This is a genomic window from Acrocarpospora macrocephala (assembly GCF_009687865.1).
GTDB lineage: Bacteria > Actinomycetota > Actinomycetes > Streptosporangiales > Streptosporangiaceae > Acrocarpospora > Acrocarpospora macrocephala.
Genome location: NZ_BLAE01000015.1, coordinates 82,112 through 107,660 on the forward strand (window position 1 = coordinate 82,112; position 25,549 = coordinate 107,660).

Annotated in this window: 25 protein-coding genes and 1 pseudogene; 19 read left to right on the plus strand and 7 right to left on the minus strand. The window is 71.6% G+C overall.

The window, feature by feature from the left end; translation table 11 throughout:
• Window positions 1–8: 8 nt before the first annotated feature.
• Window positions 9–962, minus strand: a complete 954-nt coding sequence (locus Amac_RS14855) for an alpha/beta hydrolase (protein WP_155354954.1) — start codon at window positions 960–962, stop codon at window positions 9–11.
• 85 nt (window positions 963–1,047) lie between these two features.
• Between Amac_RS14855 and Amac_RS14860 the strand changes: the two genes are divergently transcribed.
• Window positions 1,048–1,602 (plus strand): TetR/AcrR family transcriptional regulator, encoded by a 555-nt coding sequence (locus Amac_RS14860; RefSeq protein WP_170322485.1) that lies wholly within the window; start codon window positions 1,048–1,050, stop codon window positions 1,600–1,602.
• 78 nt (window positions 1,603–1,680) lie between these two features.
• On the opposite strand, the pseudogene Amac_RS14865 reads toward Amac_RS14860, so the two are convergent.
• Window positions 1,681–2,502: pseudogene (locus tag Amac_RS14865) on the minus strand (MIP/aquaporin family protein).
• A gap of 208 nt (window positions 2,503–2,710) precedes the next feature.
• On the opposite strand from Amac_RS14865, the gene Amac_RS14870 reads away from it, so the two are divergent.
• A complete protein-coding gene (locus Amac_RS14870) occupies window positions 2,711–3,199 on the plus strand; it encodes a DUF4158 domain-containing protein (RefSeq protein ID WP_170322486.1) in 489 nt (162 codons plus the stop codon).
• Between the two features lie 160 nt (window positions 3,200–3,359).
• Here the strand turns inward: Amac_RS14870 and Amac_RS14875 are convergent, their stop codons facing one another.
• The 3 genes from Amac_RS14875 to Amac_RS14885 form a co-directional block, all read right to left on the minus strand.
• Window positions 3,360–4,022: a recombinase family protein gene (locus Amac_RS14875; protein ID WP_155354957.1), complete on the minus strand. Its 663-nt coding sequence runs from the start codon at window positions 4,020–4,022 to the stop codon at window positions 3,360–3,362.
• A 36-nt stretch (window positions 4,023–4,058) separates the two neighbouring features.
• On the minus strand, window positions 4,059–4,442 hold the full coding sequence (locus Amac_RS14880; RefSeq protein WP_155354958.1) for a hypothetical protein: 384 nt from the start codon (window positions 4,440–4,442) through the stop codon (window positions 4,059–4,061).
• Window positions 4,443–4,565: 123 nt separating this feature from the next.
• Window positions 4,566–5,183, minus strand: a complete 618-nt coding sequence (locus tag Amac_RS14885; RefSeq protein WP_155354959.1) for a TetR/AcrR family transcriptional regulator C-terminal domain-containing protein — start codon at window positions 5,181–5,183, stop codon at window positions 4,566–4,568.
• Window positions 5,184–5,255: 72 nt separating this feature from the next.
• On the opposite strand from Amac_RS14885, the gene Amac_RS14890 reads away from it, so the two are divergent.
• On the plus strand, window positions 5,256–6,506 hold the full coding sequence (locus Amac_RS14890; RefSeq protein WP_155354960.1) for an FAD-dependent monooxygenase: 1,251 nt from the start codon (window positions 5,256–5,258) through the stop codon (window positions 6,504–6,506).
• 294 nt (window positions 6,507–6,800) lie between these two features.
• On the opposite strand, the gene Amac_RS14895 is transcribed toward Amac_RS14890, so the two are convergent.
• Window positions 6,801–8,003, minus strand: coding sequence for a glycosyl hydrolase family 28-related protein (locus Amac_RS14895; RefSeq protein WP_155354961.1), 1,203 nt, complete (start codon window positions 8,001–8,003; stop codon window positions 6,801–6,803).
• Between the two features lie 46 nt (window positions 8,004–8,049).
• Between Amac_RS14895 and Amac_RS57325 the strand changes: the two genes are divergently transcribed.
• From Amac_RS57325 to Amac_RS14940, 9 genes are all read left to right on the plus strand, one after another.
• Window positions 8,050–8,583, plus strand: coding sequence for a PadR family transcriptional regulator (locus tag Amac_RS57325; RefSeq protein ID WP_155354962.1), 534 nt, complete (start codon window positions 8,050–8,052; stop codon window positions 8,581–8,583).
• Window positions 8,580–9,320: an ABC transporter ATP-binding protein gene (locus Amac_RS14905; RefSeq protein WP_155354963.1), complete on the plus strand. Its 741-nt coding sequence runs from the start codon at window positions 8,580–8,582 to the stop codon at window positions 9,318–9,320. The genes Amac_RS57325 and Amac_RS14905 overlap by 4 nt, the downstream gene beginning before the upstream one ends.
• Window positions 9,321–9,325: 5 nt before the next feature.
• Window positions 9,326–11,116 carry an ABC transporter permease gene (locus Amac_RS14910; protein ID WP_155354964.1) on the plus strand — a complete coding sequence of 597 codons (1,791 nt, stop codon included), beginning with the start codon at window positions 9,326–9,328 and terminating at the stop codon, window positions 11,114–11,116.
• 76 nt (window positions 11,117–11,192) lie between these two features.
• Complete coding sequence (gene trpB / locus Amac_RS14915; protein ID WP_246268353.1) at window positions 11,193–12,398, plus strand: tryptophan synthase subunit beta; 1,206 nt, start codon at window positions 11,193–11,195, stop codon at window positions 12,396–12,398.
• Entirely contained in the window at window positions 12,395–13,225 is an 831-nt protein-coding gene (gene trpA, locus Amac_RS14920; RefSeq protein ID WP_155354965.1) for a tryptophan synthase subunit alpha, read from the plus strand. The genes trpB and trpA overlap by 4 nt, the downstream gene beginning before the upstream one ends.
• A complete protein-coding gene (locus Amac_RS14925; protein WP_155354966.1) occupies window positions 13,222–13,974 on the plus strand; it encodes a GntR family transcriptional regulator in 753 nt (250 codons plus the stop codon). Before trpA ends, Amac_RS14925 begins: the two co-directional genes overlap by 4 nt.
• Before the next feature lie 41 nt (window positions 13,975–14,015).
• Window positions 14,016–14,231 (plus strand): LD-carboxypeptidase, encoded by a 216-nt coding sequence (locus Amac_RS14930; protein WP_246268354.1) that lies wholly within the window; start codon window positions 14,016–14,018, stop codon window positions 14,229–14,231.
• A 50-nt stretch (window positions 14,232–14,281) separates the two neighbouring features.
• Complete coding sequence (locus tag Amac_RS14935) at window positions 14,282–15,487, plus strand: MFS transporter (protein ID WP_155354968.1); 1,206 nt, start codon at window positions 14,282–14,284, stop codon at window positions 15,485–15,487.
• A gap of 17 nt (window positions 15,488–15,504) precedes the next feature.
• Window positions 15,505–16,548: a thioesterase domain-containing protein gene (locus tag Amac_RS14940; RefSeq protein ID WP_155354969.1), complete on the plus strand. Its 1,044-nt coding sequence runs from the start codon at window positions 15,505–15,507 to the stop codon at window positions 16,546–16,548.
• Here Amac_RS14940 and Amac_RS14945 read toward each other — a convergent pair whose 3' ends face one another.
• On the minus strand, window positions 16,549–17,319 hold the full coding sequence (locus Amac_RS14945; protein WP_155354970.1) for a sulfite exporter TauE/SafE family protein: 771 nt from the start codon (window positions 17,317–17,319) through the stop codon (window positions 16,549–16,551).
• A gap of 287 nt (window positions 17,320–17,606) precedes the next feature.
• Between Amac_RS14945 and Amac_RS53640 the strand changes: the two genes are divergently transcribed.
• Genes Amac_RS53640 through Amac_RS14980 form a run of 7 tightly spaced genes read left to right on the plus strand, consistent with a single transcriptional unit; the run spans window position 17,607 to window position 25,531 of the window.
• Window positions 17,607–17,939, plus strand: a complete 333-nt coding sequence (locus Amac_RS53640; protein ID WP_170322487.1) for an antibiotic biosynthesis monooxygenase family protein — start codon at window positions 17,607–17,609, stop codon at window positions 17,937–17,939.
• A gap of 13 nt (window positions 17,940–17,952) precedes the next feature.
• On the plus strand, window positions 17,953–18,990 hold the full coding sequence (locus Amac_RS14955; RefSeq protein ID WP_155354972.1) for a sugar ABC transporter substrate-binding protein: 1,038 nt from the start codon (window positions 17,953–17,955) through the stop codon (window positions 18,988–18,990).
• Between the two features lie 10 nt (window positions 18,991–19,000).
• Complete coding sequence (locus tag Amac_RS14960) at window positions 19,001–20,548, plus strand: sugar ABC transporter ATP-binding protein (protein ID WP_155354973.1); 1,548 nt, start codon at window positions 19,001–19,003, stop codon at window positions 20,546–20,548.
• Window positions 20,545–21,555: an ABC transporter permease gene (locus Amac_RS14965; protein ID WP_155354974.1), complete on the plus strand. Its 1,011-nt coding sequence runs from the start codon at window positions 20,545–20,547 to the stop codon at window positions 21,553–21,555. The genes Amac_RS14960 and Amac_RS14965 overlap by 4 nt, the downstream gene beginning before the upstream one ends.
• Window positions 21,556–22,908 (plus strand): hypothetical protein, encoded by a 1,353-nt coding sequence (locus Amac_RS14970; protein WP_155354975.1) that lies wholly within the window; start codon window positions 21,556–21,558, stop codon window positions 22,906–22,908.
• Window positions 22,905–24,023: an S-methyl thiohydantoin desulfurase family protein gene (locus Amac_RS14975; protein ID WP_155354976.1), complete on the plus strand. Its 1,119-nt coding sequence runs from the start codon at window positions 22,905–22,907 to the stop codon at window positions 24,021–24,023. Before Amac_RS14970 ends, Amac_RS14975 begins: the two co-directional genes overlap by 4 nt.
• Window positions 24,020–25,531, plus strand: a complete 1,512-nt coding sequence (locus Amac_RS14980) for a PucR family transcriptional regulator (protein WP_155354977.1) — start codon at window positions 24,020–24,022, stop codon at window positions 25,529–25,531. The genes Amac_RS14975 and Amac_RS14980 overlap by 4 nt, the downstream gene beginning before the upstream one ends.
• Window positions 25,532–25,549 lie beyond the last annotated feature (18 nt).

The window sequence follows — 25,549 nt, forward strand, 5'->3', positions numbered from 1 at the left end:
ACAGGGGATCAGGCGTACGCCTTGCGGAGCAGGTCACCGATCATGGTGATCGCCTCACGGGCGACCTCGACCGGCTTGACGTGGGTGAAACCGTGGTCGACGCCGTCGAACTGGCGGTGGGTGACCTGGACGCCCTTGGCCGCCAGGTCGGCCGCCAGGTCGTTCATCTCATGCCGCAGCGTGTCGTACTCGGCGGTCATGATGAGGGTGGGCGGGAACTCCGCAAGCCGCTCGTAGCGCGCCGGGGAGGCCAGCGGCGAGGTGAGGTCGGCGCCGACGAAGTAGGTGCGACGGACCAGATCCATCATCTGCGGGGGGACGACCGGGTTCGGCTTGGCCGAGGTGCGCGTGGAGTCCGGACGGGAGATGTCCGCGGCGCCGAACTCGGCACTGATCGCGACCGGCACGTATCCGCCTTCGTCGATCGCCTGCTGCGCGACGCTGAGCGCGAACTTGCCGCCCGCGCTCGGACCCCCGACGGAGACACGTTCACCGTCCCAGCCGCGGGCCTCGCCGTTGCCGTGGATCCAGCGGAAGACGTCGTAGGTCTGCTCCTCCGACACCGGGAAGCGGACCTTGGGCGCGGTGTCGTAGTCGGGGATCACGACGTAGCAGCCGATCTCGGAGGCGAGGTAGCGGGCCACGTTGTCCTCCTGCTGGGGCACCCGGACGATGAACGCGCCGCCGTGGACGATCAGGTGGACCGGGGGCCGGCGGCCGGAAGCGTGCCACGCGGCGATGTGCTGCGGCGTGGGGGCGTAGACCAAAGCCTTGAGCGTGCCGTGCCGGGTTGGGATCGTGATCCGCGCAGGCTTGGCGATCTTCTTCGTCGCGAACTGCAACTCCGGTGAGGAGTACCGCAGCCGGAACATCGGGCGGAACAGAAGCTGGAAGGTGCGGGCCGACAGGGCCGCCCGCCAGTGGATCTGAGGATCGTTGCCGAGCATGGGGGGTCCCCTCATTCACCTATCTTCTAACTGGTTAGTTAGAACGTAGGCCGGTATGGCCAGCTTGTCAACTAACCGGTTAGAAAAATATGATGAGGGCATGCAAAGGGATGCCGAAGCCACCCGCAAGCGCCTGCTGGAGGCAGCGATCAAGGAGTTCGCCGCCTACGGGATCGCGGGGGCCCGCGTGGACCGGATCGCCGCGGCGGCCGACTCGAACAAGGCGCAGATCTACCACTACTACGGCAGCAAGGATCAGCTCTTCGATGCCGCCTTCGAAGCCATCGTCACCCAGGTCGTCACCCGGACGCCGCTCGACGTGCACGACCTGCCTGGATACGCCGCGCTGCTCGCCGCCCTCTACGACGAGCACCCGGAGATCATGCGCATGTCCGACTGGCAGCGGCTGGAGCGGAGCGGGGACGCTCCCGTTCCGCTCGCCGCCGCCAGTGTCCAAAGCAAAATCGACGAAATCGCCCGAGCGCAGGCGGAAGGGATACTGCCCGGCCACTACCCGGCCGGAGTTCTGCTCGTTCTCGTCCTGCAGCTCGCGGCCACATGGGTCTCGATCGGTCCGGAGTTCGCCGCTGCCAAAGGCAGCGAACGAGGCACGTATGTCGCCGACGCCGTCCATCGCCTGCTCGGAGGACGCTAGAGGCCCCGACCATCCCACAACAAAGATCGTCCGGATCAGGCTCGCCTAACGACTCCTTTTGAAGATCTCGCGACGAAATCAGCCGCGGGTCGCCTCCGCACGGTCGGGAGCCGGCAGCTCGCCCGGCTCCTGCGGGACGGCGGAAGGCAGGAAGCGGCCGATCAGCAGTTGGTAGAGGCCGGCGCCGGCGAGTCCGCCGATGATCGGGATCCAGAAGTACGGATACCCCGTCTGATCGCGGAACGCGCCTTCGTAGCCGGTGAGGAAGCTGGCGAGCCGCGGCCCGAAGTCACGTGCCGGGTTGGTCGCGTATCCGGCGTTCGTGCCCCACGCCATGCCGATGCCGACGACGAGCAGGCCGATGACGAACGGCACCAGGTGGGCGGCCGGGGTAGTGCCCGTGGCGTCGGTGATGGCGATGATCAGGAACAGCAGGATGGCCGTGCCGATCACCTGGTCGCGGAAGGCGCCCCACTAGCCGACCGGCAGCGTGCCGTTGCCGGGCAGAGTGGAGAAGACGCCCTGGGTCTTGATGGTGAGACCGGGGTCCGCGGCGTGCAGGACCTCGGTGTAGTTCCAGCGCACCAGCAGCGCGGCGACGAACGCGCCGAGGAACTGGGCGATCGAGTAGGGAGCCACCTTGCGCCACTCGAAGCCCTTGAAGGCCGCGAGCGCGATGGTGACGGCGGGATTGAGATGTGCGCCGCTGATCCGTCCGGCCACGTAGATGCCGAGCATCACGCCCAGGCCCCAGGACCAGGCGATGCTGTCGTGGTCACCGATACCGCCGCCGGCCACCTGGGCCACCACGCCGAGACCGAACAGGATGAGAATCATCGTGCCGGCGAACTCGGCCGCGAGCTCGCCGATCAGACCCGGGGCTTTCCCTCGTTCTGCCATGGGCCCTCCCTGAGCCACCGCACGCGCGAACCTCGGGTACGCCCTCCGTTCCCGAACGTGTCCCCAGCCGCCAGGTAGCTGAGTGAGTGATCACGATTGCGGTTCGTGGTCGTTACGGGCGGGTGAATGCGGCTGGTTGGTGGGGGTTCCTGCTTGATCGTGTTCGTGTTGGAGACGGTCGGGTCGGGTGTGGAGGGTGGGGGTTCGGGTGCGTCGGGAGTGGGAGCCGGAAGAGCTGATCGCGGCGTGGACTCTGCTGGACGGCGACTGGGAGCTGGTGGGGAACAAGACGGGGGCGACGCGCCTGGGCTTCAGCCTCTTGCTCAAGTTTTTCGAGCAGGAGGCCCGGTTCCCGCGGCATGTGGGTGAGCTGCCGAAGGCTGCGGTGGACTACGTCGCCGGTCAGGTACAGGTCGATCCGGCGCTGCTGGCGGAGTACGACTGGTCGGGCCGGTCGATCGAGCGGCACCGGGCGCAGATCCGGGAGGCGTTGGGGTTCCGGGAACCGACGCGGGCGGACGAGGACGCGCTCATCGTGTGGCTGGCCACGGAAATCTGCCCGATGGTCCTGACGGATGAGGGGGTTGCGGGCGGCGTTGCTGGCCCGCTGCCGGAAGTCGGGGATCGAACCGCCGGGCCGGGTCGAGCGGATCATGGGGGCGTGCCCTCAAGGACCCCGCCTGGCAGCAGCGCCTGACCGACGCCGACAAGCGCGGCCTGTCGCCGCTGTTCTGGTCCAACGCCAACCTGTACGGCACGATCGACATCGACATGGGCCGCCGCCTCGACCTGGGCCTCGCGGCCTGACCATCAGGGTCGGGTTCTTCGGCCAGGTCGCCGTCGTCCTGTTCGCTTGATCATCCCGTCCGAGCGGGCGGGGTGCTCTGGTCGGGCAGCAGGCCGTTCAGCGCGGTCCGTACGGCCACTCGGCTCACCCCGTGCCTGCGGGCGAGGGCGGCGATCGAGGCACCCTCGTCGCGGAAGGCGGCGCGGACTTCCTCAAGCTTGTCGCCGGACAGGGCGGGCGGCCGGCCCCGGTACCGGCCTTCGGCTTCGGCAGCGGCGATCCCCTCGTCGGTCAGCTCGTTCTGCAGGTCTCGCTGGAACTGGCCCACGGCCGTGATGACGTTGATGAGCAGGTCCCTGGTCGCGTCCTTCGCCGCGAGGTCGGCGAAGTTCGACAACGGTCCCGACAACACCCGCAGGGCGACTCCGCGGGCCAGGCACCAGGCCCGCACGTGGTGGATGTCGACCAGGTCCCGGCACAGGCGGAACAGCTCCGAGACCGTCATGGTGTCGCCCGGGTTCGCGGCCGCGGCCAGCCTGGCGAACGCGGGCCGCTCCAACGCAGGGATCTTGGAGGTGGTCGCGGCGTCTTCGAACAGCAGCACGCCAGGGGCCGAGTGGAACCCCTCGGTGACGCCTTCGGTCCGGACCAGCAGACCGGCCTCGGTCAGGATGTGCCGCTGCCGTAGGAGGGACTGGGTCGCGGTCGACGACCGGGAGTACACGATCTGCACGGGCGCTCCTTGAGCGTCAGGCCAGGCGGAGGCCGGTCAGCCGATGAGGTTGACGGTGCGGCGGAAGGTGGTGGCGGCGGCCTCCAGGTCCGCGACGACCTTGCGCCAGTCCGCGGCCTCGTCCTCGTCCTCGTCCATGTCGACCCAGTTCTGGGTGCCGAACTCGCGGGCGAACTCGCCGACGTGCGCGGCGGTCTCGGCCAGCTTGCTCAGGACCGTCCCGACGCTCATCCCGCCGGTGGGGGCAGCGCGGAACCGGTAGAGGTAGCTGCGGGCGGGCCCGAGGGACTGCTCCCGCTCGGTGTCGGTCAGCTCCTCCCAAGCTGGAACGTAGCCGGTCCCATCGTGGGCGAGCTGCTGGCGGGCTTTGGCCAGGGCCAGGACGCGCAGGTCATCGAGCGGGATCTGAGCCAACGGCACGGCGCACTCCTCCAAGAGGGTTCGGGGCCCCTATTTGATGTCGTTAAACCATGTCGTCAATCAAGATGCGAATCCGGCACCCAAGGACAGCTTTTCATCCACTGGTGTCCGATTTTCCGGGTGTCAGCGAAGGCCTGTCGAGAAACCTTCGTTTGCCGACAGGGAGGCCGCCCGTATTGCGGCGCGGTGCACCAGGCCGTCCAAGATAAGGGTCAGGCCGGCCTCGAACGCCGACTCGTGGTCGATCACAGGCATGTCCGCCGGTGGATCCGAGCCGTCGCCGGAGTCGGCGTCCGCCTGTTCCTCCAGGACGCTGCCGACCGTGAAACGGCCGGCGGCCAGCATCGCCATCTGGGCGTCCCGCTCAGGCACTCCGGAGGTGACCAGGAAGTCCATCTTGCGGCGGATCCGGTCGAGGTCGTTGGCAGGAGTGCTGCCTGCGTGGAGGCGTGCGCCGTCCCGGCGCATCAGCAGGGTGCGCCGGAAGCTTCGCATGTTATCCAGGAACCAGTCGCGCCAGTCGTCGTCGGGCGTCGGCAGCGGGGCGGCCGCATGCGGTGCCATCGCCGCCTCCGCCATGGCGGCGAGGAGGTCCTTCTTGGTGCGGAAGTACCAGTAGAGCGAGGGCTGTTCGACGCCCAGCCGCTTCGCCAGCCGCCGCGTACTGACCGTGTCCAGCCCGACCTCGTCGAGCAGGTCGAGCGCTTCGGAGACGACGATCTCACGGTTCACCTTGGTCACGTTGACAAATCTATCACTGATAGGTGACTCTGGAAAGGAATCATTCACTGATAGATTTTTGGGGTGATGGGCATGGCAAACGGATCGGGAGCGCACCCCCTGCGGGTCCTTGTTGCCGGCGGCGGGATAGCAGGCCAAGCGCTGGCTTTCTGGCTCACGCGGGGCGGCCACAGGGTGACCGTCGTCGAACGCTTTCCGGCGCTGCGGGCCACCGGGGCGCAGGTCGACCTCCGGGGGCAGGGCATCGAGGCCGTCGAGCGGATGGGGCTTCTTGACGCCGTCCGCGGCAAGCTGGTGGACGAGGCGGGTGTCGCCTTCGTCGACGCGCGCGGCAGGGCCAAGGCGACGATCATGGCCAACACCTCCGGCCGTGGCCGGCAGACTCTCACCTCCGAGTACGAGATCATGCGCGGTGACCTGGTACGCATCCTGCACGACGCGTCGAAGGACGACACCGAGTACGTCTTCGGCGTGAGCGTGGACGGCTTCGAGCAGGACGAACAGAAGGTCATCGCGCACTTCTCCGACGGCTCCTCCGGCGAGTTCGACCTCCTGGTCGGCGCGGACGGGCAGGGATCGCGCATCCGGCAGGCGATCCTCCCCGCGGGCTTCGACCCGTACTGGCGGGTCGGCATCCACATGGCCTACTGGTTCATCCCGCGCATCGCGTCCGACAGCAACATCCGGGACACCTACATGGTCCCGGGTGGCCGTCAGATCATGCGCCGCAGCCACAACCCGACCGAGACCCAGGTGTACTTCGTGATGCGGGAGGAGTCCGAGGAGGCCTCGGCGATCCACCGGAAACCCGTCGAGCGCCAGCGGGAGTTCTGGGCGAGTAGGTTCCGCGACGCGGGCTGGCAGACAGAGCGCTTCATCGACGGCATGCAGACGAGCCCCTTCTTCTACTCCCAGGAGATCGTCCAGGTCCGAATCGACACCTGGTCCAAGGGCCGCGTGGTCCTGGCCGGCGACGCCGCCCACTGTGCCTCCCCTTACAGCGGCATGGGCATCTCCGGCGGCCTGGTGGGCGCCTACGTCCTGGCCGGCGAGATCAACCGGCACCCTGGCGACCTGCCGACCGCACTGGCGAACTACGACAGCGTGCTGCGGCCCTTCGTCGATGAGATTCAGGGCGAAGTGAATCCGCGTCTCCTGCGCCTGGGCATGCCGATGACCCAGCGTGCGATCGACGCCTTCCAGGCCGCCACCGCACTGGCCTGCTTCCTGCGCGTTCCCGATCTCGCCGCGCGCTTTTCGAAGGAGGACCGCGGCGGCAGCTGGCAGCTCCCCGAGAGCCCGGCGCCGATCAGCGCCGTCTGAAAGCGGCCGGACATCGGGGACCGATGGCCGTCGCGAGTAGCACCGCAAGGATGAAGGCGCTGGCCCGCAGAGTGATCAGCGCCCTGTCGCCTAATCCCGGCACCCTTGATCGGCTACTTGGCGGCTGGGGACACGTTCGGGAGCGGAGGGCCGGGTAGAGCTGGTAGATGGCGGCGTTGCGCCACCAGTCGCGATTGTCGACGGTCACGGGACCTGCTTTCGGTGTGAGTGAGGGTCCCGGCCGGGGACCCGTGGTGGGGTGGGGGTCCCAGGCTGAGACCCCCACCGGGTGGGTCAGAATCCGCTGTTTCCGGGGCCACGGATGATCGTGTAGCCGGACGGGTTATTGAGGCCGCCCGAGGCCGCGCCGGTCACCGTCACGTACGTGAAGGTGGCGCTGCCCGCCGCGTTGAGGTCGATGCCGTAGCTGCCCGCACCGTTGAACGTCACGTGGTCGAGGGTCAGGTTGCTGATGGTCTTCTGCCAGCTCAGCAGCAGACCCTGGTAGGTGCTGTCGGTGACCGTCAGGTCCTTGAGCAGGACGGGCGCGGTGATGTCGCGCCCCTCGGCGTAGATCCATACGGCGCCCTGGCTGCTGTTCCAGTCGTTGTTCCAGCCCCCGGTACGGGTCAGCGTGTTGCGCTGGACCACGGTGGTCCCGCTGAAGGGCAGGGCCCCGTGCCACGTGCTGACGGTGACGCCCGCGGCGGTGTAGACCGTGTCGGAGAAGAGGTTGTCCTCGATACGGTTGCCGTTGCCGCCGTAGATGGCCGAGGTGTTGGCCAGCATCGGGAGGGTGGCGGTGTTGAAGGTGAACGCGGAGTTGCTCACCGAGGCGTTCTTCGACCACATGGCCAGCGCGTCGTCGCCGGTGTTGCGGAGCACGCTCTGTTCGACGCGGGTGTTGCTGAGCGGGTCGTTGCGGTTGGCCTCCTCGGACGCGGTGTTGAGGTTGACGCCGTAGGCGAAGGTGTTGCGGATGCGTACGCCCGCCACGTAGAGGCCGTCGGTTCCGTTGTTCGCCCACAAGCCGACCTTGGAGTGTTCGACCCAGACGTTGTGGATGAGCGATCCTGACCCGAAGTTGCCCTCCATGGCGGCGTCCGTGGTGACGACGCCGTCGGGGTCCCGGTAGCGTACGTCGCCGGCGAAGGTGAAGTCGGCCAGCTGGACGTTGCCGCCGACCGCGTAGAAGCCGCCCCGGCCGTTGTTGCCGCGGACGGTGGTGTGCCACATGCCGGCGCTCCTGATGGTGACTCCCGCCACCTCGACCCGCGAGGTGAGGTCGAACGTGCCCGCGGGGATCCACACGCTCCTGCCCTGCGACTTCGCGGCGGCGATGGCCGCGTTGATCGCCGCCGTGTCGTCACCGGATCCGGACGTGGCGCCGTACGCGGTGATGTCCACGGAGTTGGCGAGTGCGGTGAACGTCGGCGGCACGATCTCGGTGTCGGCGAGGTCGATGCGGAGAGATCGCCAGATGTGGCGTTTTGACACCTCTCACGGGTAACCGCTATCTATTGGCCAACCGTTAGGGGATGGGATGCAGGACGCAGTGCTGGCGATGCTGGCCAAGGAGCCGTCGCACGGGTACCACTTACACGCCCGGCTGCGGCGGAGTCTGGGTCCGCTGGGCGAGTCGATGAACCGTGGGCAGATCTATGTGACGTTGGCCCGGTTGGAGCGAGCGGGGCTCGTTGTCGGTGAGCGGGAGGACGGCCTGCCCGAGCGGCCGGAGCGCAAGGTCTATGCGCTGACGCCGGCCGGGCAGCAACGGGTGGCCGCCTGGCTGGCCGAGGTGGGCTGGCCGAAACCGGACCTGGCGGAGTTCCATCTCAAGCTCGCCGCTGCCGCCGCGGCCCGGCTGGCCGACCCGGTGGAGCTGGTGGCGGCGCAGCGCCGTGAGTTGCTGCGCCGCTTGCGTGAGGCGCAGCAGGCGGCGCTGGCCGAGCCGGCGGGGTCGGGCGCCGGCCTGCTGCTGGAAGGGGTCGCGCTGCGGTTGCGGGCGGACCTGCGCTGGCTGGACGCCTGCGAGCGGGCCTGGTCCAAGGCCGATGACGAAATCGAGGGTGGATGAACGTGTCAAGCGCCGCAGTCCAGGCCTGCGGCCTGGTGAAGACGCATGGTCAGGGGCAGAGCCGGGTCCACGCGGTGGACGAGGTCGACCTGGAGGTGCCGCAGGGGCAGATGCTGGCGGTGATGGGGCCCAGCGGCTGCGGAAAATCCACGCTGCTGCACCTGCTGGGTGGCCTGGAGCGGCCAACCGATGGAGAGGTGTGGGTGGCCGGGCGGCGCATCGACACGCTGAGCGAGCGAGCTCTGGCGCGCATGCGGCGCCGGTCGGTGGGGTTCGTCTTCCAGGCCTTCCATCTGGTGGAGGAGCTGTCGGCGGCCGAGAACGTGGAGCTGCCCGCGCTGCTGGCCGGGCGCTCGCGCCGCCAGGCCAGGCGGCGCGCGAGCCTGCTGCTGGACCGGGTCGGGCTCGCCGCGCGCGCCCGGCACCTGCCGTCGCAACTGTCGGGCGGGCAGCGCCAGCGGGTCGCCATCGCCCGCGCGCTGGTCAACGACCCGCTGGTCGTCCTGGCCGACGAGCCGACCGGCAACCTCGACACCGCGGCGACCCTCGAGGTGCTGAGGATCTTCGAGGAGCTGCGTTCCGCGGGGCAGACCTTCGTGATCGTCACTCATGACGAGCGGGTGGCGGCCACGGCGGATCGGCTGGTCTCGATGCGCGACGGGATGTTCGTCGACGACACCCGGCTGGCCGGCTCCCACCCGCGCGGGCTCGGCGGGCTGATCGGGCTGGAGGGCTGACCGTCATGGGCTCCATCGTGCTCGTCGTGCGTCTGGTGCTGGCTGACGTGCGCCGGCACAAGGTCCAGGTCGCGATCCTCCTGCTCGCGGTGACCGTGGCCACCGCCACGATGGCCCTGGGCGTGTCCCTGCGCGGCGCGAGCGACACCCTGTACGAGCAGACCCGCGCGGCCACCGCCGGGCCGGACGTGGTGGCACTCTCCGGCGACCGAGGCCCCGCCGTGACCTCGGCCCTGGCCGCGCTGGCGAACGATCCCGACGTGGTCGCCCACCACGGCCCCTATCGCATCGTCTACGCCGACCTCACCACGCGCGATTCCACGTCGTCCCCCGTGGTGGTGCACGGCTTCGCCGAGACGCCCGGCGCGGTCAACCGGCCGCTGGTGACCTCGGGCCAGTGGGTACGCCCCGGCGGCATGGTCCTCGAACGCGGCTTCGCCACCGCGCTGGGCGTCGGCGTCGGCGACCACGTCACCATCGCCAGCCGGTCGTACCCCGTCGTCGGGATCGCCGTCACCGCGGCCACCTCCATCTACCCCTGGGCGGCGCAGATCGGCCCGGGCGGCGGCCCCAGCGACTACAGCGGCCTGGCCTGGATGACCCGATCGGATGCCCGGACGCTGGCCTCGTCCCACGATCTCCCGGTGACCTTGGCCATGGACCTCAAGCTGCGCGACCCCGCCGCCACCGAGGCCTTCCGCGAGGGCCACCGCGTCTCCATCATCAGGATCAACTTCCACTCCTGGCAGTTCACAGCCGTCCAGGACATGGTCATCCTCCGGGACAGCCAGCCGATCCTGGTCGTCGGCAGCTGGCTGCTCAGCTTCCTGGCCAGCACCGGAGTGACCGCGCTGGCCGTGGGACGCGCCGCCGAGCAGACGCGCCGGGCCGGGCTGCTCAAGGCCGTCGGCGCAGCCCCGGGGCTGATCGCCACCGTCCTGCTCACCGAGTACCTGGCGCTGGCGCTGGTCGGCGACGCGCTGGGGCTGGTGATCGCCCGCCTGACCGTGCCCGCCATCGCCAGCCCCACCGCCAGCCGGATCGGCGACGCCGCCGGGCTGACCGGCGCCACCGTTGCCACGGCGACCGTGCTCGCCGTGGCGGTGGCGGTGCTGTCCACGCTGCGTCCGACGCTGCGGGCCATGCGTACGGCGACCGTCACGGCGCAGTCCGCCACCGCGTACCAGCCCCGGCACCGCCCCTGGCTCACCGCGCTGTCCGCGCTGCTGCCCACGCCGCTCCTGCTCGGGGTGCGGCTGACCGCCCGCCGGCCGGGCCGCGTCGTGCTGCAGGCGTGCTCCACCGCCACCATAGTGATCGCGATCGTCGCCCTGCTGATCCGCTTTGCCCAGCCGGAGCGGGGCTACGGCCTGGATGGCTCCGCCGCCCTGCCCAACCTGCGGGGCGAGCACGACCGCCAGCTGATGCTCGCCGTCGCCATCCTGCTGATCGCACTCGCCCTCGTGAACACCATCACGCTCACCTGGACCACTGCCATCGAGGCCCGGCCGAGCATGGCCATCGCACGTACGCTCGGCGCCACCCCGGGGCAGATCTCCGCGGGGCTGTCCACCGCCCAGCTCCTGTCCAGCCTGCCCGGCGCCATCCTCGGGATTCCCCTGGGCCTCGGCCTGTTCTCGATATTCGCTCTCGGGAACTGGACCGTGCCCCCCTTCTCCTGGCTGCTCGGTGCCGCGCTCGCGACTCTCCTGGCGACGGCGGCACTCACCGCCCTGCCCGCCCGCCTGGCGGCGCGCCAGCCCGTGGCGCAGGCCCTCAGCGCTGAAACGGCTTGATCGACGGCGGGGTGGCGCGTCCACGCTAACTGTTATAGAACTCTTGGATAGAGTTATAGAACGATCGGAGCGTGGTATGCGAGACGTGTTGCAGTGGCGTGAGCCGGTCCCGCTGGGCGGGACGATGGGCGAGCCTCGAGCGCGGGGCCGATTCGGCGAGTACGGCGGGCGGTACGCGCCGGAGTCCCTGGTGGAGGCGTGCCGCGAGGTGGACGAGGAGTTCCGGGAGGCCTGGGCGGATCCGGGGTTCCGCGGCGCGCTGGCGCGGCTGCTCGCCGTGCACGCCGGGCGGCCGACCCCGCTCACCCCTGCCGGCCGGCTGTCGGAGGCGCTGGGCGTGCGGCTGTACCTCAAGCGCGAGGATCTCACCCACACCGGATCCCACAAGATCAACAACGTGCTGGGCCAGGCCCTGCTGGCCACCCGGATGGGGCGGCGCAGGCTGATCGCCGAGACGGGAGCGGGCCAGCACGGGGTGGCCACCGCGACCGCCGCCGCGCTGCTCGGGCTGGAGGCCACGGTGTTCATGGGCGAGCGCGACATCGAGCGGCAGGCGCTGAACGTCTTCCGGATGCGCATGCTGGGTGCCGAGGTGGTCCCGGTGACCACGGGCAGCCGTACCCTCAAGGACGCGACCAGCGAGGCCATGCGGCACTGGGTGGGCGCGACCGGCGACTCCCACTACTGCATCGGCTCGGTCATCGGGCCGGATCCGTACCCATGGATGGTCAGGGAGTTCCAGCGGGTCATCGGCGACGAGGCCCGCGGGCAGTGCGCCGCCGAACTGCGGACCGGCGTCCCGGACTACGTGGTCGCGTGCGTCGGCGGCGGCTCCAACGCGGCCGGGACGTTCGCCGGATTCGCCGACACCCCGGCGCGCCTGGTCGGTGTCGAGGCGGCGGGCGGCGCCGGGGCGGCCCGCGGCCGGCTCGGCGTCCTGCACGGCTGCCGGTCGCTGTTCCTGCAGGACGACGACGGGCAGATCACCCAGGCGCACTCCATCGCCGCCGGGCTCGACTACCCGGGAGTCGGCCCGGAGCACGCCCACCTGCGCGACCTGGGCCGGGCCCGCTACGTCACAGTGACCGACGACGAGGCGGTCGGCGCGGCGGTACGGCTGGCGCGTGCCGAGGGCATCGTCCCGGCGCTCGAATCGGCGCACGCCCTCGCCTGGGTGATCCGCGCGGCGGGCGACGGCGACCTGCCCGCGGGATCGACGGTGCTGATGACGTTGTCCGGCCGGGGCGACAAGGACGTCTCAACCCTGAAGGAGCTGCTGTGACGAGCCCTGCCCTGGCCGCGGGCGCGGTCGAACGCCACCTGCGTGCCCGCCGGGACACCGGCCGCGGCCTGCTCATGCCGTACGTCACCGGGGGGATCACGCCCGGCTGGACGGACTACCTGCGGGCGTTCGCCGCCGCCGGGGCGGACGCGATCGAGGTCGGCCTGCCCTTCTCCGACCCCACGCTGGACGGTGTCACCATCCAGCAGGCCAGCGAAACGGCGCTGGCCTGGGGGGCGAGCACCCGCCGGATCCTCGCCGACCTGGCGGGTGCTCGCCCCCCGGGCCAGCCGGACCTGGGCGTGCCGCTGGTCGCCAGCACCTACTACAACCTGGTGCTGCACGACGGCCCCGAGGCGTTCTGCGCCGCGCTGCGCCGGGCCGGCGTCGGCGGCCTGATCGTGCCCGACCTGCCGGTGCACGAGGCGGACGAGCTGACGGACGTGGCCGCCGCCGCCGGGATCGAGCTGGTCCTGCTGGCGTCGCCGGCGACGCCGCAGCCGCGGCTGGCGGAGATCTCGGGCCGCAGCCGCGGCTTCGTCTACGCGGTGTCGCTGATGGGCACCACCGGTGAGCGGGCCGCCCTCGCCGCTTCGGCGGCGGAGCTCACCGGGCGGATCAGGCGCGTCACCGACCGGCCGGTCTTGCTAGGATTTGGCATTTCCACCCCGGACCAGGCACGCGAAGCCCGCCGGCACGCCGACGGCGTGGTGGTCGGCGCCGCGGTCATGCGGCGGGTGCTCGACGGGGCCGGGCCGGAGGACCTGCGGGCCTTCCTCGCGACCCTGCGGCAAGCCCTCGACCAGGAATGTGACCGACCACGATGACCACCGACGCCGGGCACGAGGCGAGATACCGCGCCATCGCCGCCGACCTCGCCGCGAAGATCCGGTCGGGACACTACGCCCCCGGTGCGGCCCTGCCGCCGCAACGGGAGCTGAGCGCCTCCTACGGGGTGACCCTCATGACGCTGCGCCAGGCGTTGCGGGAGCTCAGCGACGCGAAGCTGATCGTGCAGCAGCCCGGCAGCGGCACGTTCGTCGCCCCGCCCCACCTGGCGTACCAGCTTGACTCGCTCCGCAGCCTGGTCGACGACCTGCGTAAACAGGGCCACGACGTGCGCACCGCGGTGGCCGGGCGGGCGGTGCGCCGGGCCCCCGCCCGGATCGCCGCGGAGCTGCGGCTGCGTCCCGGCGACACCGCCCTGCGGCTGGAGCGGGTCCGCGAGTTCGCGGGGCGTCCCGCCGTACACCAGGTGTCCTGGGTCCGCCGGCCGGTGGCCGACCAGATCCGCGACCGCGACTTCACCGCCGTCTCCCTCTACACGGCCCTCGCCGACGCGGGAGTGACGGTCGCGCGGGCGTCCGAGGTGGTCCGGCCCGGTTTGCTCGACCCCGCCGCCGCCCGCCACCTCCACGAGCCGCAGGGCAGCCCGGTGCTTGTCAGCACCCGGATCACCTACACGCTCGACGCCACGCCCGTGGTGTCCGACCATGCCACCATCCTCGGCAGCATGATGGAGATCCGCACCGAACGCGCCGCCACCGGCCTCTCTCTCACCTGGGTCGCCACCTGACTGCAATCGCCCGCCCACCCAGGCTGCGGCCGGGCGACCGGGTGGCCGTGGTCGCACCCAGCGGACCGGTCTCGCCGGAACGGCTGGCGTACGGGTGCGCCCGCCTCCGCGCCGCCGGCCTGGACGTGGTCACCGGCGAGCACGTCCTCGCGCGGCACGGCCTCTTCGCCGGCACCGACCAGGAGCGGGCCGCCGACCTCACCGCCGCTTGGTGCGACGAGCGGGTCCGCGCGGTGCTGTGCGCTCGTGGCGGGTGAGCGGAAACCCGTGGCCGATCAGGGCTGGCTGAAGCAACTGCGAGACCCAGATGCCTGACACGGGCCGGTACGTGCGCCGGTACGTGCTCGGCTCGTCGGTGTCGGCGTTCGGCAATCAGATGGCAGCGGTCGCCCTGCCGGTGGCGCTGGTCTGGCACGGCGCGAGTGCCGCCTCCCTCGGGGTGGTGCTCGGTGCGGCGATCCTGCCCAAGACGGTGTTCCTGCTGGCCGGTGGGGTGATCAGCGACCGCCTCGACCGCCGGGGCGTGCTGATCCTCGGTGATCTGCTGATGGCGGCCACCCAGGTCGCGACCGCACTGCTGCTGTGGCACAGCGGCACCCGGCAGCTGCACCTGCTGGTAATCCTCCAGATCCTGTACGGCTGTGCGAACGCCCTCGCCGTGCCCGCCCTCATCGGCGTACTCCCGCAGTTGGTGCCGCTGGAGGGCCTGCAGCGGGCGAACGCCGTGCTGCGCACCGCCATGAACACGGCAGCGGTGCTAGGCCCCCCGGCCGCCGCCGGTTTCGCGGCCGTGCTGAGACCGGAGTGGGCGCTGCTCGCGAACGCGGTGACGTTCATGGTGTCCGCGGTGGCGGTGTCCCGGCTGCCGAAACTGTCCGCACCGTCCGAACGCGCATCGCTCAGGCAGGAACTGGCCGCCGGGTGGTCGGTGTTCCGTCGCACGACCTGGGTCTGGCTGATGGTCGGGTCGTTCGCGATCTACCAGGCCACCGTGCTGCCGGTGGTCTTCGTCATCGGACCTCTGGTCACCCAGGACGACGTCGGCGCGAGCGGGTGGGCCGCGGTGCTGACGGCACGCAGCGTCGGCGCCATCCTCGGCGGCGCGCTGCTCCTGCGCTGGCGGCCGCGCCGGCCGGTTGCCCTGGCCTGCGCCCTGCTCCTGCTCGACCTGCCGTTCCTGCTCGGACTGAGCACCGGGCTCGGCGTGGTGGCGTTGGTGCTCGCTTCGGCCGTGGCGACCGTGGGGCTGCTCGCGGCGGACACGCTCTGGGAATCGGCGCTGCAGGAGAACGTCGACCCCGCGTTCATCTCGAGGATCAGCTCCTACGACTGGATGGGTTCGGTGTTCTTCGCCCCACTCGGGTACCTGGCGATCGGGGCCGTCGCGGCCGCGGCCGGGACCTCGGCGACCGTCGTCACGATCACCGTCCTGCACGGCGTCATTCATCTGCTGCTCCCGCTGGCCCGCCCGATCCGGGCCGTCCAGCGGAAGCCCGAACCGGCATCGTTGTGACGAGAGGACGATCGAACATGGACGAGTACCTGCGTGCTCGATGGCGACAGATCTCGCCCGGGGCGAGTGCCGATTTCCTGGCCGGCCGGAGCGGCGTGGCAGCGATGGTCGCTCTGGTGGTCCAGCTGCAGCAATCCGGCTTCCCGGTCAGCATGCGCGACCTGCTCCGGTCCCCGACCGTACCGTCGCTGGCCGGCGCGCTGCGGGAACGGGTCATCGGCGCGGCCGGGGAATATCCCGCTTTTGCCGATCTGTGGGCCGAGAGCACGTCGGTGTGGTCGTCCGCGGTCCGCACTCTGGTACCGCTGGCCGCCGGTACCGGTCTCCCGCTGTTCTTCGTCCATACCGGCCTTGGGCAGGTGCGATTCATCAAACGGGCCGTGGACCAGTTCCGGCGCGGACGGCCGGTGTACGGGATCGAGGCGATCGGGCTACGTGACCGGACGCGGCCCCCGCTGTCGATGGTCGAGATCGCCGACCAGTACATCGCTCAGCTGCGCCGGGTGCAGCGGCACGGCCCGTACTCGATCGGCGGATTCTGCATGGGCAGTCATGTGGCGTTCGAGATGGCGCACCGGCTCACCGCGGCGGGTGAAGAGGTGGCCGTGCTCGCCCTGATGCCCTCCGCGTTCTCGCTGGACGCGGGGCTGAACTCGATCCGGCCGGGCATTCGGCAGCGACCGCCCGGAATCGGGCTGTCGGAGCTCTACCTCGAACGGCTCGCTTACGTGCAGCTCATGTTCGGCGACCTGGACCTGGACGCGAACCGTTCGGACGTGCTCGACGCCTTCGAGCGGACCTTCTGGCTCGACGGGGTGAAGCCCGAGGACTTCTTCTGGCATGCGGCGGTGGCCGCAGTGGCCGCCTTCGCCCAGGAGAACTACGACCCGCGGCCGTATCCGGGGCCGGCTCTGGTCTTCCAGACGGCGCAGACCGCGACCGGGGAGGCCGCGGACTGGTCACCGGTGGCCCCGAACGTCCGGAATTACGTCTTCGACGAGCCTGACAGCTTGGCCATCATGCGGACCCCGGAATTCAGCGACGCCGTGGCTCTGCCATGATCAGCCGTTTGGGTCGATCCATAGCTGGATCGCCAGGCCAATGCCGATCAGGGCTACCAGCCGGCGCAGCAGAGTGGCCGGTAGGCGGCGTGCGATGCGAGGGCCGAGCGTGGAGCCAACGAACATGCCCAGTCCAAGAGGCGCAACGGCCGTCCAGTCGACCGGGCCGAAAACGGCGAAGGCGGCGGCGGAGATGAGCGTCCCGGCGCCGATGACCATGTTCTTCAGGGCATTGGCGGTGGCCAGACGGGACTCGGCGGTGATCAGGAGGAGGGCGAGGATCATCACGCCGGACCCGGCACCGAAGTAGCCGTTGTACACCGACATCGCGATCAGCCCCAGCGGAAGGACCACACCGCCCGCTCCTGACGGACGGCCGCCCCGGTGCCGCTGGTGGCGGGCGGCAAGCCAGGGCTGGGCGAGCAGGGCCAGCGAACCGGCGGCCACCAGGAACGGCACGACGCGGCCGAAGACGCCCGGCGGTGTGGACAGGAGCAGCAGCGAGCCCGCCGCCCCGCCCAGAGCCGACAGCGGCACCCACCGGCGCAGCCACACTCCATGGCCGACCAGCTCGGGCTGAGAGGCGAGGGCCGATCCAGGCCAGCAGGCGACGAGCGCGACGATGTTGGCCACGTTCGCCGACAGCGCGGGCAGACCCACCGCGAGCAGGGCCGGATAGGAGATCAAGGAGGTGATGCCACCCGCGGTGCCGACCACCCCGGCGAGCAGCCCCGCACCGGCCAGCAGCGCGATCTCGCCAAGGCCGGTCATGACCGGACCGCCTGGGCTACGGATATGGGCTTGACGGCCATGACGAGATGCACGGAAGAACCTCCCTGTGGTCCGGCACCGCGCATCTGCTGCTCCGGTCAGGCTTCCCCGTGAGCGATGTTCCCACGGGTTCGGCGTCGAGGATCCGAGGGGGACGGCGTGGTGCACAGCGATGGCGCGTCCCGATGTGCGGCGCGCCCAGGGAGGTGCCGGGCCGGTTTCTACAGTTTCTGCCACGTCGTAGGGGGCGGCGGGCAGCGACCGTTCCATCTGCTCGGAGGCTTCACGTGATCCGCAGTGTTCTCTACCTCAAGCCACTCCCCGGCAAGGACGGCGGCCTGGAGGAGTTCTTCGCTCGCCACGGCGTGCTCGACCGGGCGCTGTCGCTCCCCGGCTGCCTCGGGGCCGCGTTGCATCGCCCGCCACGGCCGGGCGACCCGTACCTGGTCACCGCCACCTGGATCGGCGAGTCCGACTACCAGGCCTGGCTCGACGACCCCTGGCGGCAGCAGGTCACCGGAGAGCTGGGCGCCCTGCTCGACTCCGGGCCCGGCGCGGGCGAGGGCGGCGCGCTCTACACGATCGTGGCGTCCGCCGGCGGCGAAACTCTGGCTCACTGAGGAGCGAATTGACATGAAGATCAAGAAAAAGGCACTGGCCCTCGGCGTCGTGGCCGGAGTGCTCGGGCTGAGCGCCGCGTGTGTCGCGCCGGAATCGGGGACCACGGCGACGGGCACGGCCCCCGAGGGTTCGTCGGCCGCGTCGAGCGCGGCGGGGCACAAGAGGATCGCCTTCTTCGGGTTCGCCCGGGCGAACTCGTTCGCCTCGGCCACCTGGTCGGGGATCGAGGAGTACGCCAAGGCCAACGACGCCGAGGCCGAGTTCTTCGACCCCAACTTCGACGCGCAGACCCAGGTCCAGCAGATCCAGGACGCGGTGACCTCCAAGCGCTTCGACGTGTTCATCGTGCAGGCCAACGACGGCGCGGCCGTGGTGCCCGCGGTGAAGCAGGCGCTCGCGGCGGGGATCACGGTGGTGGCCGAGTTCACCCCGGTGGGCACCCGCTACGACACCGCCGAGTCGCAGGTGCCCGGCATGATCACGCTGATAGACGTGCCGGTGGACAACGGCCGCGTGCTCGGCGAGCTCGGCGTGGCCGCCTGCGAGAGCAAGAAGCTCGACCCCTGCGAGGTCGCCTACCTGGAGGGCTTCAAGTCCCTGCCGCTGGACAACGCGCGCACCGACGCCGTGGTCCAGGCGCTTTCCGCCGGGACGGGTGTGACGGTGGCCGCCCAGGTCGAGGGCGGCTACACCAAGGAGAGCGGGCGCAAGGCTATGCAGGACGTGCTCCAGTCCCACCCCGGCGTCGACGTCGTCATCGGCTCCTCGCAGGCCATCGCGGGCGCCGAGGCCGTACTCAAAGGCAAGGACGTGCTGCTGATCGGCAACGGCAGCTCCCGCCAAGCGGTGCGGGCGGTGCAGGAGGGCCGCTGGTTCGCCACCTACTACCTGCCGGAGAAGACCGCCGGCGCCAAGGCGGCCGAACTCGGCCTCGCCAAGGCTCGCGGCCAGAACGTCGCGGCGAGCACCAGCTCGACCGCCCTCGGCCCCAACGGCGGCAAGGGCACCAAGGACGCGCTCGCCGGTGTCCAGGGCGAGTACGACGAATAGGGGTCACCCGATGTCCCAGCCGGTCAGGATCGACCTGGAAGGTTTCGGCAAGGCCTACGGCGGCGTGCCCGTGCTCCGTGACGTGTCCTTCACCCTGTACGGGGGACGGGTGCACGGCCTGCTGGGCGAGAACGGCGCGGGCAAGTCGACGTTGCTCAAGGCGGTGTGCGGGGCGGTGGCCCCGGACACCGGCCGGATACTGCTGGACGGCAGGCCGATCTCGGTCGGCTCGCCGAGGGACGCGCTGCGGCACGGATTCGCGCTGATCTCCCAGGAGCTCGCCCTGGTGCCGGCGATGACCGTGCTGGACAACGTCTACCTCGGCCGCTGGCGGAACCGGCTGGGCTGGCGGACCGCCGGGGCGGACGGCCGGAGCTTCGCCCGGCTGCTGGAGCGCACCGGATTCGAGCTGGACCCGGCGGTCCTGGTCCGGGACCTGCCACTCGCGGCACAGCAGCAGGTGGAGATCCTCCGCGCGCTGGCGTCCGGCGCCTCGGTGATCGGCATGGACGAACCCACCGCGCTGCTCACCAAGACCGAGACCGACCGGCTGCTGGCCGTGGTCCGGCAGCTCGCGGCCGACGGCGCGGCGGTCATGCTCATCTCGCACTTCCTGGACGAGCTGCTGTCCGTCTGCGACGACATCACCGTGCTCCGCGACGGCCGGCACGTGACCACCGGACCGGCCGCCGAGCAGACGCCCGACAGCCTGGTCCGGCACATGGTCGGCCGGCCGCTCGACCTGTTCTACCCGGAACCGGCCCCGGTGCCGGCGACCGCTCCGGTGCTGCTCAGCGCCCGTGACCTGCGCGGCGGCTCGGCGGTGCGCGGCGTGTCGATGGAGATCCGGGCCGGGGAGATCGTCGGCGTGGCGGGGCTGGTCGGCAGCGGCCGGTCGGAGACGCTGCGCGCGATCTTCGGCGCCGACCCGCGGGACGGCGGGGTCGTCGAAGTGGCCGGTCACCCGGTGCCGTCCGGCTCCCCGTCGCGGGCCATGCGCGCCGGCCTGGCGATGGTCCCGGAGTCTCGCAAGGAGCAGGGGCTGGTGCTCGAGCGTTCGGTCCGCGAGAACATCGCGCTGGCCAGCCTGGGCGAACGGCAGCTCGCCGGCTTCGTCCGGGGCGGCCCCGAGCGGGCGGCGGCCGGATCCATGCTCCACGACCTGGACGTACGCGGCTCCGACCTGAGCGGCCCCGTCTGGACGCTGTCGGGCGGCAACCAGCAGAAGGTGCTGTTCGGCAAGTGGCTGCTGGAACGGCCCAAGGTGCTGCTGGTCGACGAGCCGACCCGGGGCGTGGACGTGGCGGCCAAGAGCCAGATCCACCGGCTCCTCGTCGATCTCGCCGCGAAGGGAATGGCCGTGCTCATGGTCTCCTCGGAGGTCGAGGAGGTGCTGGGTCTGGCGCACCGGGTGCTGGTGATGCGGCACGGCCGGCTCGTCGCCGAGTTCCCCCGGGGTGAGGCGACCCGAGAACAGGTGCTCGCCCTGGCGTTCGCCGACGAGGACGCCAGGCCTGACCCGATATCCAGCCGTACCGGCAAGGAGGAGCGACAATGACCACCACCGCTGACGCGGAGGCCGCACTCGACGCGGCCGGACGAGCCGGTGGCCGGGCCGCCGCCAGCAGGTTCACCAGGCTGCACGACTTCGGCATCGTGCTGACCGTGGTGGTGATCGTGGTCGCGCTGTCGCTGACCACCCAGACCTTCCTGACCACCGGCAACCTGGTCAACCTGCTCGACCAGGCGGCGGTGGTCGGGCTGCTGGCCTGCGCCGCCACCATCGTCATCATCTCGGGCGCGTTCGACCTGTCGATCACCGCCGTGCTGGCCGTGTCCGCGATCATCGCGGTGGTGGTCACCACGCACGCCGGGGTGCCGGCCGGGATGATCGCCGCGGTGCTGGCCGGTGGCGCGCTCGGCGCCATCAACGGCCTGGTCGTGGTCACCGTCAAGGTGCACTCGTTCATCGCCACGCTCGCGCTCAGCATCATGTACCGAGGGCTCGCCGTGATCCTCACGGCGGGCGCCATCGTGTACCCGCAGGAGAGCCGGCTCCAGGCCTTCCAGGCGCTCAGCTGGCCGACCGTGCTCGGCGGGATCACCGCTTCCTCGCTGCTGTTCCTGCTGGTCGCCGGGGTCTGCTGGGTGGTGCTCGCGCGCACCACGTTCGGCCGCCGGGTCTACGCCGTCGGCGGCAGCGAGGAGGCCGCCCGGCTGTCCGGCATCCGGGTCGGCACGATCAGGGTCGCGGTCTTCGCCATCAGCGGGGTGTGCGCCGCCCTGGCCGGGCTGATCCTCGCCGCTCGCGGCGGCTCCGCACAGGCCAGCATGGGCACGGGCATGGAGCTGACCGCGATCGCGGCGGCGGTGGTGGGCGGCACCAGCGTGCTCGGCGGCGAGGGCGCGATCTGGCGCGGGCTGATCGGGGTGGTGCTCATCACCTTGATCGGCAACGGATTCAACCTGCTGGGCTGGGATACCATATATCAGCAGGTCGTCCAGGGTGCGCTGATTCTCGGCGCGGTGAGCTTCGACCGGTTGCTCCGAGGTCGAAGGAGTTAGGTGGAGGGTGCGCGGATCGGGGTCCGGCTGGCCGCCGGACACGCCCACGCGGCCCTCGTCGCCGGCGGTGAGGTCCGCCAGGCCGCCGGCCGCTCCGCCGACGACCGCGCGCTTTCCCGCCTGCTGCGCGGCCTCGCCCAGGGGACGCCGGTCCAGTCGGTGACCTGGGACGTCTCCGCCGAGCTCGATCCCGCGAGCGCCGGTTCCCCGGTGGCCGCCGTACGGATCCTGCCCCGGATGCCGTTTCGCGGTCTCGGCAGCGGGCACCCCTCCCCCTTGCTCCGGGCGCTCGTCGGGCGGCAGGCCGCGGTGATCGGCGGGCATGATCTGTTCGGAGTGGAGCTGGCCATGCTGGACATCTACGCGCTGCTTCGCGACGCGGCGGAGGCCGAGGCGCAGGGCCTGACCGCGCTGGCGCTGACGGCCACGGGGGCGCCTGGGTGTCACGACCACGAGCTGGTCGCGGGCGAGCTCATCCGCGACGCGCTCCCCCAGCTCAGGGTCTCGCTCTCGCACCAGGTCGGCGGCCTCGGCCTGCTGGACCGCGAGGCGGCGACGGTGATCAACGCCGCGCTGCTGGGCCGGGCCGAGCAGGTGGTGGAACGCTGCGGGCGCGTCGCCGGCGGGCTCGGACCGCTGACGTCGTCCTGGTTCGTGGCCGGCGACGGCGGCCGGATCTCCGCCGAGCGGCTGCGGCTGCTGCCGGTGCTGGGGCTGTCGGCCACCGGAGCCGCCGCCCTGACCGGCGCCGCGCGGCTCGCCGGAGTGGACGACGCGGTCGTGGGTCTCGCCCGGCCGGACGGGCTCGCCGTGGGCCACGTCCGCGACGGCCTCCCGCACGTGGCGACGGACCTGCCCGGCCCCGGCGGGGTGCGGATGGCCGTGCCGCAGGCGGCACTGACCCCGATCTCCGGCTCCGCCGCGGCCTCGGCCTCGGCGTTCGCCCTGCTGGCCGAGCACGACCAGCACCCCGCGGTCGTCGCCGTCGCCGGGGAGGCTGCCGGCGGCGGCGACCACAACAGAGCCGCGACCGACCGGGCCCGGGCCGTCGCCGCCCGGCTGCCGTCCGCGACCGTGCTGGTGGAGCCCCCCGCCGAGCTGGCCGCCATCGGCGCGGCCGGCACCGAGCCGAGCGCCTGGCTGGATACCGTGCTGTACGCCGAGACCGCCGAGGAACTCGCCCGCAAGCGGGCCGTGGTGGAGCAACGGGCGCTCACCCTGGTGGCGGAGAGCGGCGCCCGGCTCGGCAGCGAGCGCGTGGTGAGCTCCCGCGCCCTGTCGGTGTCGTTCCTCCGCAGCGGGTCCTACCGGCTGGTGGTACGCGCCGGCGGGCGAGCCGAGGACGACGCGTGACCGCCCGCTCCATCACCGTGGCGGACGTCCCGGCCCTGCTGGCGGGCGCGGAGTTCTTCTCGACCAGCGCCGCGGGCGAGGGGATCGAGTTCGCGGGCGTCTGGCTGGAGGACATCCTCGCGCACACCGGTCCGGTGGAGCTCGTCGCGGCCGACGATCTCGACCCGGACACGCCGTGCGCGGCGGTCGGCGCGATGGGTTCGACGGTCGCCATGGCCGAGTTGCCGCCCTCAGGGGACGAACCCGTGGTCCTCGCCCGCAGCCTGGCCGGCCGGTTCGGCGCCCCGCTGGGCGCGGTGATGCCGCTGAACGCGGCCAGCGTCAACGCGCTGCACCCCGTGGCCGCGGCCGCGGTCCTCGGGCTGCCGCTGATCGACTGCGACGGCATGGGCCGGGTGTTCCCGCTGATCCACCAGACCACCTACGAGCTGGCGGGGGTGTCGCTGAGCCCGCTGGCCGTCGTCAGCGCCGGGCATGATTCGCTGCTGCTCGACACCGGCTCGGCCCGGGCCGAGCAGATCGCCAGGTCGATGGCGCAGGCGGCCGGCGGGTGGCTGCTGTGCGGGATGTATCCGGCCCGGGTGGCCCGATTGCGGGAGGCCGCGATCCACGGTTCCGTGAGCCGCGTGCTCGAGGTGGGCCGGGTGCTGTGCGAGCACGCCTCGGGCGACGACCGGTCAGGGCACGGGACCGCGCGGCACGAGCGGCTGCTCCGCGAGCTGACGGCGGCCACCGGAGCGGCGGTTCTGGGCGGCGGCCGGGTGGTGGAGATCGGCCCGTCGGTCCGGCAGGCGGGCACCGTCTATCCGGGCAACCCGGTGGGCATGGTGGTGCACGATCACGACAGCGGTCGCCTGATCCGGCTGGAGGCGCACAACGAGCTGGTGCTCGCCCTGTCCGACGGCGCGCTCGCCGCCGCCGTACCGGACCTGCTCTGCCTGCTGGACCGGAGCACGCTGCGGATGACCGGGCCGGAACGGCTGACCGCAGGGGATCAGGTGGACGTGCTCTGCGTGCCGGCCGCTCCCGTCTGGCACAGCGTCGCCGGGCTCGCCCTCGGCGGTCCTGGGGCTTTCGGATTCCCCCTGCGCCATCCCCGCGAAGAGGGCCGATGAAGCGCGCCGGCCGTCCCGCGGAACAGCTGACCGTGGACGAGCTCGTCAGGTACGGCCCGCTCGGCCACGCGGAGATGCTGGTCGGGGAGAACCTGGCCCGGCCGGTGTCGCGGGTGGCGCTGGTCTCCGACCTGGACCAGGTCCGCCGCTGCGGGCCCGGCACCGCGGTGGTGCTCACGGGCGGGCTCGCGCTCGGGGCTTGGGCGGTCGAGTCGGCGCTCCGCCTGGCCTGGGAGCGCAGCGCCGCCTGCCTGGTGTGTCCTGCCGTCACCGGACTGACCCAGGCCTCCGCCCAGCTCGCCCGGCGGATGCGGCTTCCCGTCTTCGTCGTGACCGGGGACACGGCCGCCTGCGCGCTGGAACTGGCCGCGGCGATCGCCAGCCCCGAGGCGGCCCGGGCCCGGCTGGCGGCGCGCTGCGCGGAGCTCTTCGCCGAGCGGAGCAACGTCCGCGGCATCGTCGGGGTGATCAATTCGGAGGTTCCCGGGGTGCTGGTCGCGCTGGTCGCTCCGGACGGTCATGTGCTCGCCGGGCAGGCCTCCGCCGACCGGGCCGAGCATCGGATCCGGGTGGACGTGCCGGGCCCGGACGGCCGTCGCTGGGCCGAGCTGGTGGCGGCCGTGGCCGGCCCGCCGTCGCCGACCTGGGGCGAGACCGTGCGGCTCATCCTCCGGCTGGCCCGGGCGCCGCTGGCCGCCTCGGTGGCCAGGGAACGGGTCGACGCGGTGCACGACGCCGAGCGCGGCCGGGTGGCCCTGATCGCCCTCTTCGCGGCGGCCAGGGCAGCTGCCGAGCCGGCCGGTCAGGACAGTCCGGGCAACGGCGGCCGGTCCATGCCCGAGGAGGTGCTCGGGTGGCGTGTCGAGGGACGTCACGTGGCGGTCTTCCTGCGGTCGGACACCACGCTCGACAGCGTGACCGCCAGCCCTGGCGTGGTTTCCGCCTGGCAGGAAGCCGTCCAGGAGCTGCCTCTGGTGCCCTGGGACCGGGGCTGGGCGAGCTGGTGGACAGGCGACGACATCACCGTGGAGCAGGTGGTGGGGACGCTGCGGCGCAACCTGGCGCGGATGCGCTCGCCCATCCCGCTGAGCGGTGGCGTCGGCCGGGTCGCGGCGGGAGCCGAGGGACTGCGGGAGTCGTTGTCCCAGGCCGTGCTGGCGGCCGGGGTCACGGTCAGGGACGGCCACGGGACGGTGCGCTCCTTTGACGAGCTCGGCTATCGGGTGCTGCTCGCCTCGCTGTCGCAGCCGGAGCTGGCCGACTCCGCCCGGGTGGTGCTCGCCGACCTGCTCTCCGCGCCGGACGGGCCGGTGCTGGTGACCACGCTGGCCGCGCTGCTCGACTGCTCGGGCTCGACCAGCCAGGCCGCCGCCCAGCTCGGCGTGCATCGCAACACGGTGCTCGGCCGGGTGGAGCGAATCCGGGCGCGCGGCGTCGACCTGGACCGCCCCGACCAGCGGCTCGCCCTGCACCTGGCGTGCTACGCCCTGCTCCCCGAGCTGAGCTGACCCGGTACGGCGGCAGCC